The 17509-nt window shown below is 73.5% G+C and carries 16 protein-coding genes; 8 read left to right on the top strand and 8 right to left on the bottom strand.

Annotated elements, in window-relative coordinates; translation table 11 throughout:
* Window positions 1-66: 66 nt before the first annotated feature.
* From QFZ71_RS12800 to QFZ71_RS12790, 3 genes are all read right to left on the bottom strand, one after another.
* Window positions 67-894, bottom strand: a complete 828-nt coding sequence (locus tag QFZ71_RS12800; protein ID WP_307668360.1) for a helix-turn-helix domain-containing protein — start codon at window positions 892-894, stop codon at window positions 67-69.
* An 85-nt stretch (window positions 895-979) separates the two neighbouring features.
* A complete protein-coding gene (locus QFZ71_RS12795) occupies window positions 980-1642 on the bottom strand; it encodes a response regulator transcription factor (RefSeq protein WP_307668359.1) in 663 nt (220 codons plus the stop codon).
* The gene (locus tag QFZ71_RS12790; protein WP_307668358.1) at window positions 1639-2976 is read right to left on the bottom strand and encodes a sensor histidine kinase; all 1338 of its coding nucleotides are present in this window, start codon (window positions 2974-2976) and stop codon (window positions 1639-1641) included. The genes QFZ71_RS12795 and QFZ71_RS12790 overlap by 4 nt, the downstream gene beginning before the upstream one ends.
* A 265-nt stretch (window positions 2977-3241) precedes the next feature.
* On the opposite strand from QFZ71_RS12790, the gene QFZ71_RS12785 reads away from it, so the two are divergent.
* The 4 genes from QFZ71_RS12785 (at window position 3242) to QFZ71_RS12770 (ending at window position 7303) form a co-directional block, all read left to right on the top strand.
* Window positions 3242-3799 (top strand): heme-binding protein, encoded by a 558-nt coding sequence (locus tag QFZ71_RS12785; protein ID WP_307668357.1) that lies wholly within the window; start codon window positions 3242-3244, stop codon window positions 3797-3799.
* Window positions 3800-3837: 38 nt separating this feature from the next.
* Window positions 3838-4434: an ankyrin repeat domain-containing protein gene (locus tag QFZ71_RS12780; RefSeq protein WP_307668356.1), complete on the top strand. Its 597-nt coding sequence runs from the start codon at window positions 3838-3840 to the stop codon at window positions 4432-4434.
* Window positions 4431-5693, top strand: coding sequence for a YncE family protein (locus tag QFZ71_RS12775; protein ID WP_307668355.1), 1263 nt, complete (start codon window positions 4431-4433; stop codon window positions 5691-5693). The genes QFZ71_RS12780 and QFZ71_RS12775 overlap by 4 nt, the downstream gene beginning before the upstream one ends.
* A gap of 209 nt (window positions 5694-5902) precedes the next feature.
* On the top strand, window positions 5903-7303 hold the full coding sequence (locus QFZ71_RS12770; protein WP_307668354.1) for a M1 family metallopeptidase: 1401 nt from the start codon (window positions 5903-5905) through the stop codon (window positions 7301-7303).
* A gap of 193 nt (window positions 7304-7496) precedes the next feature.
* Here the strand turns inward: QFZ71_RS12770 and QFZ71_RS12765 are convergent, their stop codons facing one another.
* Window positions 7497-8072, bottom strand: a complete 576-nt coding sequence (locus QFZ71_RS12765; protein WP_307668353.1) for a TerD family protein — start codon at window positions 8070-8072, stop codon at window positions 7497-7499.
* A 235-nt stretch (window positions 8073-8307) separates the two neighbouring features.
* On the opposite strand from QFZ71_RS12765, the gene arfB reads away from it, so the two are divergent.
* Window positions 8308-8742, top strand: coding sequence for an alternative ribosome rescue aminoacyl-tRNA hydrolase ArfB (gene arfB, locus QFZ71_RS12760; RefSeq protein WP_307668352.1), 435 nt, complete (start codon window positions 8308-8310; stop codon window positions 8740-8742).
* 42 nt (window positions 8743-8784) lie between these two features.
* Here arfB and QFZ71_RS12755 read toward each other — a convergent pair whose 3' ends face one another.
* Entirely contained in the window at window positions 8785-9291 is a 507-nt protein-coding gene (locus QFZ71_RS12755) for a flavin reductase family protein (RefSeq protein WP_307668351.1), read from the bottom strand.
* A 424-nt stretch (window positions 9292-9715) separates the two neighbouring features.
* Between QFZ71_RS12755 and cdgB the strand changes: the two genes are divergently transcribed.
* Window positions 9716-11371 carry a diguanylate cyclase CdgB gene (gene cdgB, locus QFZ71_RS12750; protein ID WP_307668350.1) on the top strand — a complete coding sequence of 552 codons (1656 nt, stop codon included), beginning with the start codon at window positions 9716-9718 and terminating at the stop codon, window positions 11369-11371.
* Window positions 11372-11514: 143 nt separating this feature from the next.
* Window positions 11515-12531: a carbohydrate-binding protein gene (locus tag QFZ71_RS12745; RefSeq protein ID WP_307668349.1), complete on the top strand. Its 1017-nt coding sequence runs from the start codon at window positions 11515-11517 to the stop codon at window positions 12529-12531.
* A gap of 42 nt (window positions 12532-12573) precedes the next feature.
* Here the strand turns inward: QFZ71_RS12745 and QFZ71_RS12740 are convergent, their stop codons facing one another.
* The 3 genes from QFZ71_RS12740 to QFZ71_RS12730 all read right to left on the bottom strand — a co-directional run bounded on the left by QFZ71_RS12740 (window position 12574) and on the right by QFZ71_RS12730 (window position 15696).
* On the bottom strand, window positions 12574-13500 hold the full coding sequence (locus tag QFZ71_RS12740; RefSeq protein WP_307668348.1) for a 1-phosphofructokinase family hexose kinase: 927 nt from the start codon (window positions 13498-13500) through the stop codon (window positions 12574-12576).
* Between the two features lie 145 nt (window positions 13501-13645).
* Window positions 13646-14803, bottom strand: coding sequence for an N-acetylglucosamine-6-phosphate deacetylase (gene nagA / locus QFZ71_RS12735; RefSeq protein ID WP_307668347.1), 1158 nt, complete (start codon window positions 14801-14803; stop codon window positions 13646-13648).
* Window positions 14803-15696, bottom strand: coding sequence for an ROK family protein (locus QFZ71_RS12730; RefSeq protein ID WP_373465192.1), 894 nt, complete (start codon window positions 15694-15696; stop codon window positions 14803-14805). Before QFZ71_RS12730 ends, nagA begins: the two co-directional genes overlap by 1 nt.
* Before the next feature lie 430 nt (window positions 15697-16126).
* Between QFZ71_RS12730 and QFZ71_RS12725 the strand changes: the two genes are divergently transcribed.
* Window positions 16127-17404 carry an extracellular solute-binding protein gene (locus tag QFZ71_RS12725; RefSeq protein ID WP_307668345.1) on the top strand — a complete coding sequence of 426 codons (1278 nt, stop codon included), beginning with the start codon at window positions 16127-16129 and terminating at the stop codon, window positions 17402-17404.
* Window positions 17405-17509 lie beyond the last annotated feature (105 nt).

Here is a 17509-nt window from a genome sequence, read left to right as displayed (position 1 = left end):
TGTGGTCCTCTCGACTGTGTGCGGTGGGATGCGCGGTGGGATGCGCGGTGGGTACGTGCGTGAAGGTCAGCCGGCGGACGTGGACCTGTCGGCCAGCGCGCGCGGCGTGCATCCGGCCAGGGCCGTGACGTCGCGGTGGAGGTGGGACTGGTCGGCGTATCCGCACGCGGCGGCGACGCTGTCCGCGTTCTCGCCCGCGCAGAGGGCCCGTGCGGCGTGGTCGAAGCGGACCAGCATGGCGGCGCGTTTGGGGGTGAGGCCGATCTGGTCGGTGAACCTGGACCACAGCCGCTTGCGGCTCCACCCGAGGGACGCGGCGAGACCGGCGACCCGGACCCGGCCCCGGCGGGCCACGATGGTGTCCCAGGCGGCGGCGACCTCGGGCGAGACCGGCGGTGTGGACGCGGCCCGCCGCGCGAGGAACGCGTCCGTCAGCATCAGGCGCTCCTGCCACGTCGTGGTGTCGGTCAGCTGCTCACGGAGGTGGCGGGCGTGCCGTCCCCACAGGTCTTCCAGCCCGTTGACCGACCCGTCCAGTTCGCGCGGGGAGACGCCCAGCACGGCGTGGGCGGCCAGGGGCGGCAGACACACTTCGACACATTCGACGTTCTCGCCCCGGATACGGGCCGGTCCGGGTGACAACGCGGCGACGAAGCTCCTCAGGGGCCGGTGAGCCGTGGCACTTTCCACGGTGAGGGGGTCGTCCCCGAGTCCGATGACGACGACCACGACGGGCTGGGGGAGCACCTGCATGTCCAGGCCGACGGAGGCGCGGTCACGGAAGCCGGCCATCCGGACCCCGTCGGGCGCTGTGCCGCCGAGGAGGCGGGCGACCTCCCAGCCGTTCTCGGAATCGCGGTCCCCGGGCGCGGGACCGCCGTGATGTCTGCGCATGCCCCTACGGTCGCCGACGTCGCCGCGCTTGTCTTGGACGAAAGTTCCGCGACCCCGCCCGGCCGGTCACGGCCCGCGCCCCCGCTCACGGCAGGAGGCGCTGCTCCTTGGCGACCGACACCGCTCCCGCGCGGGTGTCCACGCCCAGCTTGTCGTAGATCCGGCCCAGGTGGGTCTTGACCGTGGCCTCGCTGATGAACAGGGCACGGGCGATGTCGCGGTTGCCGAGGCCCTGGGAGAGCTGGGCCAGGATGTCGCGTTCGCGGTCGGTGAGGGTGGGGCGCGGGCTGCGCATCCGGGCCATCACCCGGCTGGCGACGGGGGCCGAGAGCGTGGTGCGGCCCTGGGCCGCGGACCGGATCGCCGCGAACAGTTCCTCGGGGCGTTCCGCCTTCAGCAGGTAGCCGGTGGCGCCCGCCTCGATGGCGCGGGTGATGTCGGCGTCGGTGTCGTAGGTGGTCAGCACCAGGACGTGGACCGTGCCGTCGGCCGCGATGCGGCGGGTGGCCTCGACGCCGTCGATGCCCTCGCCGAGCTGGAGGTCCATGAGGACGACGTCGGGGGTGAGGCGGGCGGCGAGCACCACCGCCTCCTCGCCGCTGCCGGCCTCGCCGACGACCTCGATGTCCGGTTCGCTGCCGAGGAGCGCGAGCAGTCCGGCCCGGACGACCACGTGGTCGTCGCAGAGCAGGATGCGTACGGGAGGCACCGGAGGTACGGGGGGCGTCTGCGGGCCTTGGCCGGTCATGCGGGGTCCTCCGGGGTGATGGGCGGGGCGGGCGCGAGCGGGATCTCTGCGGAGAGCACTGTGCCCTCGTCCGGGGCCGACTCGATGGTGAGCGACCCGCCGAGCTGGTGCACGCGGGCCCGGATCGCCGGGAGGCCGTGGCCGCGCACGGTGCCGGGGCCGCGCACCCCCGAGGGCTCCACGCCGAAGCCGCGGCCGTTGTCGCCGACGTCCAGGACCACCCGGTCGTCGAGGTGGGTCAGGGTCAGCCCGGCGGCGGTGGCCCCGGCGTGCTCCCGCACGTTGGCCAGGGCCCCCTGGGCGATGCGCAGCAGGGCCGACTGCACCCGGTCCGGCAGGGGCGCGGCCGGGGCGCCCTCCACATGGCAGTGGACGGTGAGCGCCCCCTCCGCCTGGGCGCTCTCGCGGGCCGCCAGCGCGTACAGGGCCGCTTCCAGGCCACCGCCCTCCGCCAGGTCGGCCGGGGCCAGGTCGTGGACGAAGCGGCGGGCCTCGGCGAGGTTGCGTTCCGCGATGGCGGTGGCCGTACGGACATGGCGGCGGGCCGCATCCGGGTCGGCGTTCCAGGTGCGGTCGGCCGCCTGGAGCAGCATCTGCTGGCTGGACAGGCCCTGCGCCAGGGTGTCGTGGATCTCCATGGAGAGCCGCTGGCGTTCGGCGAGGGTCCCCTCGCGCCGCTCGGTGGCGGCCAGCTCGCGCCGGGTGCGCAGCAGGTCGTCGATCAGCTCGTGCTGCCGGGCGGCCAGCTCCTGCTGGCGTACCGCCTGGCCCCGCATGTGGACGAAGACGGCGGTCGCCACGGCAGCGACGGCGGGCGGTGCGAGCACCAGGTTCGGGTCGAACCCGGTCGCCAGGCGCAGTTGCGCGGCGACGACGAACGCGGTCAGCAGGGCGACGAGCGCGAGCGCCGCGCGCGGCGGCAGGATGCGCAGCCCGGTGTAGAACAGCGGCACCGCGCACCACGCGAAGCTCGGCGCCAGGACGACCAGGACCATCCAGACGAGGACGAGCACGCCGAGCCAGACGACCCGGCGCGGGGTGGGGCGCGAACCGAGGACGGGCCCCAGCAGGTACAGCACCGCCAGGGTGATCGACAGGGCGATGATCCACGGGGTGCGGGCCTCGCCGGGGTGCCGGATCAGGAATCGGGTCAGCGAGGCCGCGAGCAGCAGGAAGAACGCGGCGTGCATGAAGAAGGCGAGCCGGCGGGTGTCGGGGTCGCCGCCGGGTCCCGAGGCGGGGCCGGGCCCGCCCGCGCCGGGGCCCGCACCGAGGGCCGCCCCGGCGGGGCCGACCCCGACGTCCGGGGTGCGCCGATCGCTCCGGTGGTCCACCTCGTACCTCGTGTTCCCTCTCGCCCGACCCCGCTGACCTGCGCGGATCTTCCATGGTGGCCCGATCCGACCACCCCCGCATCAACCGATCGGCCGACAGGGGCGTCGACCGACCCGCACGCCGCTTCCAGCCGGTACGCCGACCGTACGGGACGGGTTCTGCCGGGAGGATCGATACCAGAGCGAAACGCCCGGACCACTCCGGGCCGCTTCCCACCGAATCACCGGGCCGCCCCCGGGCCACCCGACAACTTACGGAGCCACCATGAAGAAGCTGTCGCTGCGCACCCGTGTCGCCACCGGCGCCGTCGTCGTCGCCGCCCTCGGAGCCGGCACGTTCGGCACGATGTCCGCGAGCGCCTCCTCCCCGGCCGCCGCCCCCGCCGCCGCGGTCACGGCCGACACGAGCAACCGCAACCTCCAGCAGACGACGCACCTGACCGTCGCCGCCGCCACCAAGGCCGCCCTGGCCACGCTCGACGCGGCGAAGAAGGAGAACCAGCGGATCTCCGTCGCGGTCGTCGACCGCAACGGCAACACCATCGTCTCCCTGCGCGGCGACGGTGCGGGCCCGCAGTCCCCCGAGTCCGCGGTGAAGAAGGCGTACACCGCCGTCTCCTGGAACGCTCCCACCTCCGAGCTGGTCAAGCGCCTGGAGCAGGCCCCGAACCTGAAGGACATCCCCGGCACCCTGTTCCTCGGGGGCGGCGCCCCGGTCCAGGCCAAGGGCGCCCCGGTGGCGGGCATCGGCGTGGCCGGCGCGCCCAGCGGCGACCTCGACGAGAAGTTCGCCCGGGCGGGCGTCGCCTCGCTCGCCCGGTAGTCACCATCCGCACACGCACAGCCGGGAACGGAGTACCCATGAACGCCCTCGATCACGACCTCCTCACCGCCGCACGCACCGGCGACACCGAAGGTGTGCGCACCGCGATCGAGGGCGGCGCCCGCATCGACGTCCGTGACGAGGAACTGCGCACACCGCTGCTCCTCGCCGCCCTCGGCGACCACGTGGAGGCGGCCCGGCTGCTCGTCGCCGCCGGGGCCGACCCGGACGCCCGGGACCGGCGCGAGGACTCCCCGTGGCTGGTCACCGGGGTCACCGGCAGCGTGGCGATGCTGCACGTGCTGCTGCCGGCCGGTCCGGACCTGACCCTGTGCAACCGGTTCGGCGGGGTCTCCCTCATCCCGGCGAGCGAACGCGGCCATGTCGCCTACGTACGGGAGGTGCTGCGGGTCACCGACATCGACGTCGACCACGTCAACCGGCTCGGCTGGACCGCCCTGCTGGAGGCGGTGATCCTCGGTGACGGCGGCCGCGCGCACCAGCGGATCGTTCAGCTGCTGCTCGCCGCCGGGGCGACGCGGGACCTGCCGGACGGAGACGGGGTGACGCCGCTGGCCCACGCCGAGCGGCGCGGCTTCACCGAGCTGGCCGCCCTGCTGCGGGCCACCGCATGACCGGGGAGCGCGGCCCCCGCGCCGCCCGCCGGGCCTCGCACCCCGGCCCCGGCTCCCCGGCCCTCGGCCCCCGCGCCGCCCTCCGGCCCCCCGGCCCCCGTACCCGCCGCCTCGCCCTCGGCCTCCTCGCCGCCGCCCTGCTCGCCGGGTGCGCGACCGGCACGACGGAGGCGGCCCCGGACCCCGCGGCCACCCCGCACGCGTCCGCCGCGACCGGCACCGTGGCGGCCCCCGACCCGTCCCGCGCCCCCGCCGGCCGCACCCCCGAGGGCACGCTCCTCGTCACGGACTTCGGCGGCGACACCGTGACCTTCGTCGACCCCGGCCGGGACGGTTCCGGCGCGGGCGGCGCCCCCATCGCCTCGGTGAAGGCCGGCACCGCGCCCTACGGACTCGTCGTCGGCGAGGACGGGCGCGCCTGGGTCGCCACCGCCGAGGGCGTCGCGGTCATCGACACACAGCGGCGGACCCGGCTCGCCCTCGTCCCGTACGCGACGGAGTCCGGGCCGGTCACCACCGGTGAGTACCGGGGCGGCGGCATGGGCATCGCCATGGCCCCGGACGGGAAGCACGTCTACGTCGGGGTCAACGTGCCCGGCGGCGACGGGGCGGTCGAGGTCATCGACACCACGACCCGTGAGGTCACCGGCACCGCCGCGGTCGGCCTGCGCCCCTTCGACGTGGACGTGTCGCCGGACGGCCGCGAGGTGTACGCCACCGACCACGACTCCTTCGACGTGACGGCGGTGGACGCCGACTCGCTGGAGACCCGGCGCATGGAGGTCGCCCCGTACGGCACGGAGGGCGGGCTCGGCTCCTGGCTGAAGCCGCACCACGCCGTCGTACGCCCCGAGGACGGCAAGCTGCTGCTGCCCTTCGAGGGGGAGCGGCTCGCGGTCCTCGATCCCCGCACCGGAGAGGTGGCCATCGAGCCGATGACCGCGAACACCCACCAGCACGGCGCGGCCCTGACCCCCGACGGCACCCTCCTCGTGGTGGGCACCGGCCCGATCGGCGCGGACGACGAGGACCCTTCGCTGACGGTCCGGGATCCCGGCGGAACGGAGCGGACCGTGCCCCTGGACGGTCCGCACGAGGACGTGGCGGTCTCGCCGGACGGCCGCACGGCCTACGTCACCGGCGGCTTCACCCGCGACGGCTACTGGAACGGGATCACGGTCGTCGACCTGGACGACGAGGGGAGTGCGCCGATCCGTCTGAAGGCGGGCAACCGGCCCCTCGACATCGCCGTCCTCTGAGCCGGGGCCGCCCGTCCCTCCCCCGAGACGGGCGGCCCCTCCCGCCCCCTGCCGCCGCGGCCCTCCCGCCGGAGCTGTTCGGCCGCCGCCGGAGCCGGGGCCCGAAGCCCATGCCCGAGCCCGGGCCCGACGACGTGCCGGGCCGCCGCCCGGGCCCCGGGCCCGACGACGTGCCGGGCCGCCGTCGCCCTCCGGCCTAGGATCGACCGGTGACCCCCCGCACCCCGGCCGCCGTCCCCCTCCTGCTCGCCCTGGCCCTCGCCCTCGTCGGCTCGGGATGTTCCGGCGGGGTCGAGGGGACCCCGGGCGCGACCGGGCTGCGCGACCCGTACTTTCCGGGGCTCGGCAACGGCGGCTACGACGTCACCCACTACGGCCTGAAGCTCGACGTCGATCCCGTCGCGGGCCACCTGCGCGGCACGGCCACCATCACCGCCCGCGCCACCCGGCACCTGAGCGCCTTCCATCTGGACCTCGCCGGGCTCCACGTGGAGAGCGCCTCCGTCGAGGGCCGGCCGGCCGCCGTGAACCGGGCCGGCAAGGAGCTGACGATCCGTCCGGACGCGGCGGTGGAGGACCGGCTGCGCGAGGGGCGCACGTTCACCACCGTCGTGCGGTACGCGGGCTCCCCGCAGGCCCTCACCGACGCGGACGGCGGGCAGGAGGGCTGGCTGCCGACGGCGGACGGGTCGGTGGCCCTCGGCGAGCCGACCGGGTCCATGGCCTGGTTCCCCGGCAACCACCACCCGAGCGACAAGGCCGCGTACGACATCGAGGTGACGGTCCCCGAGCCGCTGACGGCCGTCTCCAACGGGGAGCTGGTCTCCCGGCGTACGGTGAACGGCCGCACCGCCTTCCACTGGCGGACCGCCGAGCCGATGGCGACCTATCCGGCGACCGTCGCGGTGGGGGAGTTCACCGTCCGGCGGTCGCGCACACCCGACGGCATCCGGCTGTTGACCGCCGTGGACCCGGAGTCGGAGGCGGCGAGCGAGGACGTGCTGGCGGAGATCCCGGCGGTGCTGACGTGGGCGGCGGAGAAGTTCGGTCCGTACCCGTTCGCCTCCGCCGGGGCGATCGTCGAGCGTGAGGAGGACGCGGCGTACGCGCTGGAGACCCAGAACCGGCCCTTCTTCCCCGGCCCGCCCGACACCGCCCTCCTCGTCCACGAGCTGGCCCACCAGTGGTTCGGCGACTCCGTCACCCCGAAGAGCTGGCGGGACATGTGGCTGAACGAGGGCTTCGCCACGTACGCGGAGTGGCTCTGGGCCGCCGACCACGACGGCGTACCGGTCGAGGAGAGTTTCGCGGAGGCGTACGAGGACGAGGCCAACTGGGCCTTCCCGCCCACCGGACCGCCCTCGGCGTCCGACCTCTCCGACCCGCCGGTCTACGGGCGCGGGGCGATGGTCATGCACCGGATCCGGCGCACGATGGACGACGACGGGGCGTTCTTCGCCCTGGTCCGGGGGTGGACGGAGAAGTACCGGCACGGCAACGCCTCCACCGACGACTTCACCGCGTACGTGGAGGAGGAGACGGGACAGGACCTCACCGCCCTGTGGGACGCCTGGCTGTACGGCGGAGGCCGGCCGCCGGTGGAGGGGTGACCGGCCTTCGGAGGTCCCGTCCCGTGCGTCCTCGGACGACGGCGGTACGGCCGTCGTCGCCGGGCGTCGCCGGAGGTGGGTGGCGGGTGTGGGCGGCGCGCCCTCATCCACGCCGGAGCCCCCGGCCGCTGGTCGCGGTCGGGGGCTCCGGTGAAGCGAGGCCCGAGCGGCTGTGCGCTCCGGGGGCGATACGTCAGAGGTTGACGCCGAAGTCCTGGGCGATGCCGCGCAGACCGGAGGCGTAGCCCTGGCCCACCGCGCGGAACTTCCACTCGGCGCCGTTGCGGTAGAGCTCGCCGAAGACCATGGCGGTCTCGGTGGCGGCGTCCTCGCTCAGGTCGTAGCGGGCGATCTCGGTGCCGCCGGCCTGGTTGATGATGCGGATGAACGCGTTGCGGACCTGGCCGAAGTTCTGGTTGCGGGTCTCGGCGTCGTAGATGGAGACCGGGAAGACGATCTTGTCCACGTCGGCGGGGAGGCCCGCCAGGTTGACGTTGATCTGCTCGTCGTCGCCCTCGCCCGCACCCGTGACGTTGTCACCGGTGTGCACGATGGTCTGGTCCGGCGTCGACTTGTTGTTGAAGAAGACGAAGTGGCCGTCCGAGACGACCTTGCCCGCCGGGTTGACCGCGATGGCCGAGGCGTCGAGGTCGAAGTCGGTGCCGGTGGTGGTGCGGACGTCCCAGCCGAGGCCGACCGTGACGGCGGTCAGGCCCGGTGCCTCCTTGGTGAGCGAGACGTTGCCGCCCTTGGACAGGCTTACTGCCATGGGAAGTCCCTTTCCTCGTCGTGTGCGGGCTTCGTGCCATCACGAAAGCTACCGTCACCTGTCCTAACGCAGGCAGCGGACCACGAGGTTCCTGGTCCCTTTACTTTCTTTGCCGAAACGACGCTTCGGGGCGGCCCCGGACGCCGGAGAGGCGCGCGGGCTCCCCGCGTGCCCAAGAACCCGCGGGCTCCCCGCGCGCCAAAGAAGGTGACGGACCGGGGGTCGGGCAGGGACCATGGGTGTCATGTCCGGGCCCTATGTCATCCGCGGTTCGGTCTCCCTGCCGGAGGCCGAGCTCATGTGGCGTTTCTCGCGTTCCTCCGGCCCCGGCGGCCAGCACGTCAACACCAGCGACTCCCGGGTCGAGCTGCGTTTCGACCTGGCGGCCACCGACGCGCTGCCCGAGGTGTGGAAGGCGCGCGCCCTGGAACGGCTGGCGGACCGGCTCGTCGGCGGTGTGGTCTCCGTACGGGCCTCCGAGCACCGCTCGCAGTGGCGCAACCGCGAGACCGCCGCCGTGCGGCTCGCCGCCCTCCTCGCCGAGGCCACCGCCCCGCCGCCCAAGGCCCGGATCAAGCGGAAGATCCCGCGCGGGATCAACGAGCGGCGGCTGCGCGAGAAGAAGGCGCGCGGCGAGACCAAGCGCGGGCGCTCGGGCCGCGACTGGTAGACCGGACGGCGGACCGGTGCCTTCCGGGCGGGGCCCCGCCCGTCACCCCAGGTGACGGTAGCGGCCCTTGAAGTACGTCAGCGGGTCGCCCTCAGGGCTCGGCAGCTCCGCCGTGAGCACGCGGCCGATCACCAGGGTGTGGTCCCCGGCCACCACGCGCTGCTCGGTGCGGCACTCCAGCGTCGCCAGCGCTCCGCCGATCAGCGGTGCGTGCGCCGTTCCGCCCCGTACGTACGGGATGTCCTCGAACAGCAGCCGGTCGCTGATCCGGCCCTTCATCGCGAACCGGCCCGCGATGTGCCGCTGGCTCGCGGCCAGGAAGGAGACCGCCCACAGCGGCTGCTCCTCCAGCAGGTCGTCCATCCGGGAGCCGTTGCGCAGGCTCACCATCACCAGGGGCGGTTCCAGGGAGACGGACATGAAGGCGGTCGCCGTCATGCCGACGTCCTCGCCCCTGCCGTCCTCGTCGAGAGGCGGCTCCTGGGCGGTGACCAGCACCACGCCGGCGGCCAGCCGGGCGAGTGCGGCGCGGAACTCGTCGTTGCTCACTCCCTCAGCATGGGGGATGGGCACGGGGCGGGGGGTGGGGGGTTTCGTCCGGAGCACAGGGAGACGCTAACCGCGGAGGCCGGGCGTCCGCATCGGGCCGGAGGACCAGGCGGGTCCTAGGACCACCGGAGGACGGCGTCGCACGGCGGCTCCCGGCGACGGATGCGGACGCGTCCCCGGCCGTGGGGCGTACGCGGGCGCACTCCGTCCGGGGCCGGCCGTCCCGGTGGTCGCACAACGACCGTCGTTGCCCTGCGTCACCAGCACCCCCCGGACATCTGTTGTGACTTGAGTCACAGAGTCCATTTTCTGCTGACCCTGTGTACCGGGTGCACAGCTCACTGTGATTCAGTGGCCGTGACACTACGACAAGTACGTCGATATGAAACCTGGAGTTGCTGTCGAGGTCCCGGGGGTGCGAGCGATGGAGGCCGAGTCGGAGCCGTACGTCCGCCTGGCGACCATGCGGCAGCTGCATCAGGCCGTCGCCGACCTCAACACGGCCCGGAGCCTGGCGGACACCCTCCAGAGCGTGGCCGACGGCATCGTCGCGGGCCTCGGCTACGAGCTGGGCTGCGTCAACCTGGTCCGGCCCGACGGTGATCTCGTCATCGCCGCCTTCGCGGGCAACGCCGCGGCGGAGGCCCTGATCACCGGCCGCGTCGGCTCCCGCGCCTCCTGGGAGCGCCGGCTGTCGATGGGCGAGGCGTGGGACGAGCTCCGGTTCATCCCGCACACCGAGGGCTGGGTCCTCCTCGACGACGACGTGCCCCAGTGGCACACCGAGGGGCCCGAACCCCGGTTCGAGGACGAGTGGCACCCGCTGGACCGGCTCTACGCCCCGATGTACGCCTCCGGGGGTGGCCGGGACCTCCTCGGGGTCATATCCGTCGACCGGCCCCGCAATGGACGCCGCCCCGGCGCGTGGGGGCGCGAAGCGCTCCAGATGTACGCCTCCCAGGCCGCCATCGCCATCAGCAACGCCCGGCTGCGCGCCAACATGCAGCGCGCGCTGGTCCGGCTGGAGCGGGAGCAGCAGGCCCTGCGGGCCAGCGAGGAGTCCTTCCGGCAGGCGTTCGAGTACGCGCCCAGCGGCATGGCCATCGCGGAGATGGGCGGCGACCAGCACGGCCGGCTGCTGCGCACCAACGACGCCCTCTGCCGCCTCCTCGGCCGCCCCGCCTCCGTCCTGCGCCGCTACTCCTTCGCCGACCTGGTCCACCCCGAGGACATCGGCACCCTGCTGCGCACCTCCGCCGAGGGCGGCCGGGCCGAACTGCGGCTGAGCCGCCGCGACGGCACCTACCTCTGGGTCTCGCTCCGCAACTCGGTGGTCGCGGACGCCGCCGACGGGCCGCGGTTCCTGCTCACCCACGTCGAGGACATCGAGGAGCGCAAGCGGCACGAGCTGAACCTCGCCCACCGCGCCTCGCACGACGCGCTGACCGGACTGCCCAACAGCGCCGAGCTGAAGACGCGGCTCAGCGCCCGGATCTGCGAGCGGCCGCACACCCCGGCCGCCACCGCGATCGAGGCGCTGGACGCCGCGTACGGGGACGTCGAGTCGTCCCTGACCCACGGCTACCAGGCGGACGGGTACGAGGGGGACGCGGCCCCCGGCGGCGGGCCCTTCGACCACCATGTGCACGCGGAGGCCCCCGACCCGGAGCGCGACGACGGGACGAAGGGGCTCGCGGTCCTCTTCTGCGACCTCGACGGCTTCAAGTCCATCAACGACCGCTTCGGCCACCACACCGGGGACGCCGTGCTCATCGAGGTCGCCCGGCGGCTGAGCACCTGCGTACGGGACGGCGACACCGTCGCCCGGCTCGGAGGTGACGAATTCGTCGTCCTCGCGGACGGCCTCGGAGCGGCGGACGCCGCTGACCTGGCCGTTCGTCTGAGAAATGCCATCATTCCGCCCATAAGGGTCGATGGTCGCGCGGTCCGGGTCGGAGCGAGCTTCGGCATCGGCTGGGCGGAGTGCGGGATGAGCGTGGAAGAGGTTCTGCGCTCCGCCGACCAGCGGATGTACGTGGAGAAGCGGTCCCGTTCGAAGGTTCACCGCAGGGCGGGATGACGTTCACAGCCCGTTTCTCCCCTACCCCGTACCCGTTCCCCGCAGGTCGCCGGAGGTCATGAGCGCACGCCGGGGGCTGCTCCGTTCGGGGTAGGCTCGGCCGGTCGGCGACGGCTGGCGACATGGTGAGGAGTGACCCAGGGATGACGGCCGGAAACAACGGCGCGAGCAAGCCCGAGGACGACGATCCGTTCGGCTATCTGTACGCGGACGGGCAGGCGTCGGGCGCCCAGGCGCCCGGCCAGGGCGGCTACGGCTACCCGGGGCCGGCCGCGCAGCCCGGCGTGCCCAGAACGTCCTACAACCAGGTGCGCGCCGTCGGTGAACGCCAGTACGGGCAGCAGCAGGCCCCGCAGCAGCAGGGCGGGTACGGCTACCCGCCCCAGCAGAGCTACGGCCAGCCCGCGCCGCAGTACACCCGGCCGAACCCGCAGTACGCGGCCCCCGAGACCTACCCCGGCGGCGGCGCGCACCACGGGCAGCCCCCGGCCCGCGCCGGCCACGGCGGCGGTCCCGGACGCGGCGGCCCGAACACCAAGGCGCTCCTGATCGCGGCGGTCGCCGTGGTCGCGGTCGTCCTCATCGGCATCGGAGCCGCCCTGCTCACGGGCGACGACGGCGACAAGGACGACAAGAAGGACGAGGCGACCTCCTCGCAGGGGCCCGCCGGCGAGGTCGAGGAGTCGAAGAAGCCGGAGAAGGAGAAGCCGCAGGAGACGCCGAAGCCGGTCGAGCTGCCGAAGCAGGACGCGGCGACGCTGACGCTGGGCGGCACCGCGGCCCTGGACTCCTCGGTCAAGGGCGCCAAGGGCGCCAACGGCAACTACATCAACCTGAACGAGGTCGGCCGGTCGGCCACCTGGTCGGTGGAGGTGCCCGAGGCCGGCGCGTACACCCTGTACGTGACCTACGGCGTGCCCGGCAGGGACGCGAAGACGACCCTGACGGTCAACGACCAGGAGCCCCGCTCCATCAACATGAAGAACTTCGCGCAGGCTCCCGAGGGCGACCTGGAGAAGGGGTGGACGAACACGTTCGCGTACGTCCAGCTCGACAAGGGAGCCAACACCCTCAAGCTGTCCTGCGAGACGGGCGACCAGTGCGACGCCAATCTCGACCAGCTGGAGCTGAAGTCCGGCCACATCAAGAAGAGCGGCTGACCGCCACGTTCCGTACGGACGCCCTGATCACCGCCCGCGTGGTCAGGGCGTCGGCGTGTGCGGCTCCACCGTGACGCGCGGCAGCAGCTCCGCGTAGGCCGCCGCGTCGAACTCGCCGGCCGCCGGGGCCAGCACCGTCGCCGTCGACAGGGCCACCGCGCGGGCCAGCCGCTCCGGCCAGTCCAGGCCCTCGGCCAGGCCCGAGAGCAGTCCGGCCACCGCGGAATCGCCCGCGCCGGTCGGGTTGCCGCGCACCGGCGCGGGCGGGGCGGCCCGCCAGACGCCGTCCGGGGTGAGCGCGAGCACCCCGTCCGGGCCGAGCGAGGCGACCACCGCGTGGGCTCCGCGGCGGCGGGCGTCGCCGGCCGCGCGCAGGGGGTCGCGGGAGCCGGTCAGCCGGGCCAGCTCCTCCGCGTTCGGCTTGACCAGGTCGGGGCGGGCGGCGATGCCCCGGCGCAGCGGTTCGCCGCTGGTGTCCAGCAGGACGGGCACGGCGGCGGCACGGGCGATCCGGATCAGTTCCGCGTAGGCCCCGACGTGGATGCCGGGCGGCAGGGAGCCGCAGAGCGCGACCGCGTCGGCGTCGGCCAGCAGCTCCTCGTACGTCCGCAGGAAGGCGGCCCATTCGGCGGGGCCCACCTGCGGTCCGGGTTCGTTGAGCTGGGTGGTGTCGCCGGTCGAGCGGTCGGTGATCGCGAGCGTGCGACGGGTGTTCCCGGCGACCGGCACGAGGGCGTCGCGCGGCGGGAGCGGGGCGAGGAGGGAGCGCAGGACGTCCCCGGTCGGGCCGCCGGCGAAGCCGGTGACCACGCTGTCGTGGCCGAGGGCCCCCAGCACGCGGGCGACGTTGATCCCCTTGCCGCCGGGGCGTTCGGTGACCTCGCCGACCCGGTGGCTGCCGTGCGGGACGAGCGCGTCGACGGTGTACGTCACATCGAGCGCGGTGTTCAGGGTGACGGTCAGGATCACCTGCCGGTCCCTCCCTCGGTGCGTGGCCCAGCGGCGAGCGGACCGCCGACGGTCCGCAATTCCGATGATCATGTCAAAGCGAGGGCGGTCGGCCCAAGTCCCGCGGGCCGACCTCCATCGCTTCGTTACGTGCTCACCCGGCCGGCTACGCGGTCTTCGGCTCGACGATCCACTCGCCCCGCCGCATGACGCCCTTGAGGACGAAGTCCTCGTCGAGGACGACCAGGTCGGCGTCCTTGCCCGGTTCGAGCGAGCCGACGCGGTCATCGACGCCGAGCAGCCGGGCCGGGTTGGCGGAGATGGACCGCACGACGTCCTCGACGGGAATCCGGTCGAGCGTGACCGCCCGGCGGAACGCGGTGTCCAGGGTGAGGGTGGAGCCGGCGATCGAGCCGCCCTCCACCAGCCGGGCGACCCCCTCGCGGACCTCGACCGCGAGCGGGCCGAGCTGGTACTCCCCGTCACCGAAGCCTGCGGCGTCCATCGCGTCGGTGATCAGCGCGACGCGGCCCGCGCCCTTGTGGCGGTAGGCCAGCTCCAGGACGGCCGGGTGCAGATGCGTGCCGTCGTTGATCAGCTCGACGGTGATCCGCTCGTCCTCCAGCAGGGCGGCGATCGGGCCGGGCTCGCGGTGGGCCAGCGGCGGCATCGCGTTGAACAGGTGCGTGGCGACGGTCGCGCCCGCGTCGATGGCCTCCACCGTCTGCTCGTACGTGGCGTCCGTGTGGCCGATCGCGGCGATGACCCCCAGCTCGGCGAGGAGCCGTACCGAGTCGAGGCCGCCGGGCAGCTCGGTGGCGAGGGTGACCATCCGGGCGGCCCCGCGCGCGGCGTCCACCAGCTTGCGGACCTCGGCCGGGTCCGGGTAGCGCAGCAGCTGCTCGCTGTGGGCGCCCTTGCGGCACGGCGAGATGAACGGGCCCTCGAAGTGGATGCCGGCCAGGTCGCCCTGCTCGACCAGTTCGGACAGCTCACCCGCGCGCCGGGCGAGGAAGTCCATCTCCCCGGTGACCGTGGAGGCCACCATCGTGGTGGTGCCGTGCTCGCGGTGCGTACGGATGCCGGTCAGGACCTCGTCCGCGGTGCCGGAGGTGAAGGAGGCCCCGCCGCCGCCGTGGTTGTGCATGTCCACGAAGCCGGGGACCACCCAGTGGCCCGTGAGGTCCACGGTCCGGGCGTCCTCCGGGGCGGAGGCGGCGATCCGGGCGCCCTCGACGGCCACCCGGCCGTCCTCGACGGTACCGGTGGGGAGCACCACCCGGGCGCCGGAGAGAACCGTGCTGTCTGCTGCGCGTCCGGCCATCAGGCGGATACCTCCGTGGAGAGTAGATCCCAGGCGAGCAGCCCCGCGCCCAGGCATCCGGCGGTGTCCCCGAGGGCCGCCGGGACGATGTGGGGCAGCTTCTGGAACGTGACGCGTTCCTCGACGGCCGCACGCAGTGGTGTGAACAAGGTTTCCCCGGCTTCGGCGAGTCCGCCACCGATGACGAGCGTCCCGGGGTCGAGGAGGGTGAGCGCGGTGACCAGGCCGGCGGCGAGCGCGTCGATCGCGTCGCGCCAGACCGCGATCGCCGCCGGGTCGCCCGACTCGACCGCCTTCGCGCAGTCCGCGGCGTCCGCCTCGGGGTCCCCGGAGGCGGCGGCCCACGCCCGCGTCACCGCGGCGGCCGAGGCCAGCGTCTCCAGGCAGCCGCGCTGGCCGCAGCTGCAGTCGGGGCCGTCCGGGCGGACCACGATGTGGCCGATCTCGCCCGCGTTCCCGTGGGCCCCCGCCTCGATGGCGCCCGCGATGCCGATGGCGCCCGCGATCCCGGTGCCGAGCGGGACGAAGAGGAAGCGGTCCGTCCCGCGCCCCGCCCCGATGCGCCCCTCGGCGAGCCCGCCGGTGCGCACGTCGTGGCCGAGGGCGACCGGGAGGGAGCCCAGCCGCTCGGAGAGCAGGGCGCGCAGCGGTACGTCGCGCCAGCCCAGGTTCGCGGCGTACACCGCTATGCCCTTTCCGGAGTCGACGATGCCGGGCACGGCGACCCCGGCGGCGACGGCGCTCTCGCCGAGGTGCTCCTCGCCGTGGGCCCGCAGCTCCGCCGCGAACGCGAGGATGGTCTCGACGACCGCGTCGGCGCCACGCTCCCGGCCGGTGGCCCGCCGCGCCTCGTGGAGGAGGGTGCCGTCGGTCCCGACCAGGGCGGCCTTCATTCCGGTGCCGCCCACATCGAGGGCGATGACATGTCTCACGGGAGACAGTTTCGCCCGCCGGCCCCAAAAGGTCTAGTCCACTAGAGCGGTTTGTTACGCATCCATACAAAATGATGGGAGCGTGAAGGCGGAGCGTTTTCCGCCGAAAAGTCGCCCTGGAGGAACCCCGGCCGCCATGGGTCCGGCCTAAAGGTCTGGACCAAGATACGGGTCGGGTCCCCCGACTTCCAGTGTGCGCACGCCAGTTGTGGGCTCCGTGGCCGGTTTACGTTGCCGAAGCGATACTCCGGTGGTGTAGACCGCCGCCTCGGCGATGGGGGAAAATCGCAGTTCATCCGGACGGTGCGCGGCAGGGAAGCCCTGCCGCGGCCGAGCAGAGGCCGTCGGCCGAGATCGAGCGTTCCGTCCGGGAGCAAGGCGATCGACGAGGATGGGCGAGGCTGTGCAGCGGCGCTATACGGGTCTGACCGCGGCGGTGGCCGCGCTGGGAATGACAGCGGTCCTGGCAGGCTGCGGCGGTGACTCCGGCTCGGGCGACGTCACGCTCAAGCTGGTCGCCGCCGACTACGGGACCGGGCCGGAGAACAGCTCCGAGAAGTACTGGAGCGGGGTCGCGGCGGGCTTCGAGAAGAAGCACCCCGAGATCAAGGTCGACGTCACCGTCCTGCACTGGAAGGACGTCGGCCGCGAGGTCGCCGCGATGGTCAAGGCCGGCAACGCCCCGGACATCGCCCAGATCGGCTCGTACGCGGACTACGCCAAGGCGGGCAAGCTCTATTCCGCCGACGAGACGCTCGCGATCCGCACCTCGGCCAACTTCCTGCCGTCGCTCGCCGAGGCGGGCAAGGTCGACGGCACCCAGTACGGCCTGCCCTTCGTCGCCAGCACCCGGCTGCTCTTCTACAACAAGAAGCTCTTCGGCCAGGCCGGTCTGGACGCCCCCGAGACCTGGGACGACATCCGCAGTGACGCCGCCGCGCTCAAGGCGAAGGGGGTCGACTACCCCTTCGCCCTGCCGCTCGGTGAGGAGGAGGCCCAGTCCGAGACCCTGATGTGGCTGCTCAGCGGGGGCGGCGGCTACACGGACGACGTCGGCGCGTACGACATCGACTCGGCCGAGAACGTCACCACGTTCCGCTGGCTCCGGGACAACCTCGTCGGCAGGGGCCTCACCGGTCCGGTCGAGCCGGGCAAGCTGGACCGGGCGAAGGCGTTCGAGGCGTTCACCGCCGGCAAGGTCGGCATGCTCAACGGCCACCCCACCCTGATGGACGAGGCCGAGGCCAAGGGCATCGACGTCGGCATGGTGCCGCTGCCCGGCCCCGACGGGCCGACCGAGGGCTCCATGGGCGTCGCCGACTGGATGATGGGCTTCAAGGAGAACGGCAACCGGAAGGCGATCGGCAAGTTCTTCGACTTCGCCTACTCCGACGAGAACGTGCTGGAGTTCGCCGACGAGTACGACCTGCTCCCGGTCACCGGCAGCGCCTCCGCCACCATGGAGGCCGACAGCAAGCACAAGAAGCTGCGCCCGTTCCTCGCGGCCCTGCCCAACTCGACGCTCACCCCCTACGGCAAGACGTCGTGGGCCACGGTCAGCGAGACGATCAAGAAGAAGATCGGCGGCGCGGTGGCACCCGGCAGCAACCCCGAGAGCGTCCTCGGGTCGATATCCACCGAGGCGGCCCAGGCGGAGGCCGCGGAGTAGCCCGCCCGGACCGGGAGCGCGGATGCGGTGTCGGGGGCGGGCGTTAAGTTGGTCGATATGACCGCCCCCGGCCCCGAGCACCCCGGCCCCGAGAGCCGCGCCCCC

This window comes from Streptomyces sp. V2I9, assembly GCF_030817475.1.
Lineage (GTDB): Bacteria > Actinomycetota > Actinomycetes > Streptomycetales > Streptomycetaceae > Streptomyces.
Note: the sequence above shows the minus strand (reverse complement) of the source record. Positions and strands in the feature narration are given on the sequence as shown.

What these genes read in the sequence shown, in the direction of transcription:
- QFZ71_RS12800 (WP_307668360.1), bottom strand. Translation starts at nt 894, where the DNA reads ATGCGCAGACATCACGGCGGTCCCGCGCCCGGGGACCGCGATTCCGAG.
- QFZ71_RS12795 (WP_307668359.1), bottom strand. Translation starts at nt 1,642, where the DNA reads ATGACCGGCCAAGGCCCGCAGACGCCCCCCGTACCTCCGGTGCCTCCC.
- QFZ71_RS12785 (WP_307668357.1), top strand. Translation starts at nt 3,242, where the DNA reads ATGAAGAAGCTGTCGCTGCGCACCCGTGTCGCCACCGGCGCCGTCGTC.
- QFZ71_RS12780 (WP_307668356.1), top strand. Translation starts at nt 3,838, where the DNA reads ATGAACGCCCTCGATCACGACCTCCTCACCGCCGCACGCACCGGCGAC.
- QFZ71_RS12775 (WP_307668355.1), top strand. Translation starts at nt 4,431, where the DNA reads ATGACCGGGGAGCGCGGCCCCCGCGCCGCCCGCCGGGCCTCGCACCCC.
- QFZ71_RS12765 (WP_307668353.1), bottom strand. Translation starts at nt 8,072, where the DNA reads ATGGCAGTAAGCCTGTCCAAGGGCGGCAACGTCTCGCTCACCAAGGAG.
- arfB (WP_307668352.1), top strand. Translation starts at nt 8,308, where the DNA reads ATGGGTGTCATGTCCGGGCCCTATGTCATCCGCGGTTCGGTCTCCCTG.
- cdgB (WP_307668350.1), top strand. Translation starts at nt 9,716, where the DNA reads ATGGAGGCCGAGTCGGAGCCGTACGTCCGCCTGGCGACCATGCGGCAG.
- QFZ71_RS12745 (WP_307668349.1), top strand. Translation starts at nt 11,515, where the DNA reads ATGACGGCCGGAAACAACGGCGCGAGCAAGCCCGAGGACGACGATCCG.
- nagA (WP_307668347.1), bottom strand. Translation starts at nt 14,803, where the DNA reads ATGGCCGGACGCGCAGCAGACAGCACGGTTCTCTCCGGCGCCCGGGTG.
- QFZ71_RS12730 (WP_373465192.1), bottom strand. Translation starts at nt 15,696, where the DNA reads ATGAAGGCCGCCCTGGTCGGGACCGACGGCACCCTCCTCCACGAGGCG.
- QFZ71_RS12725 (WP_307668345.1), top strand. Translation starts at nt 16,127, where the DNA reads ATGGGCGAGGCTGTGCAGCGGCGCTATACGGGTCTGACCGCGGCGGTG.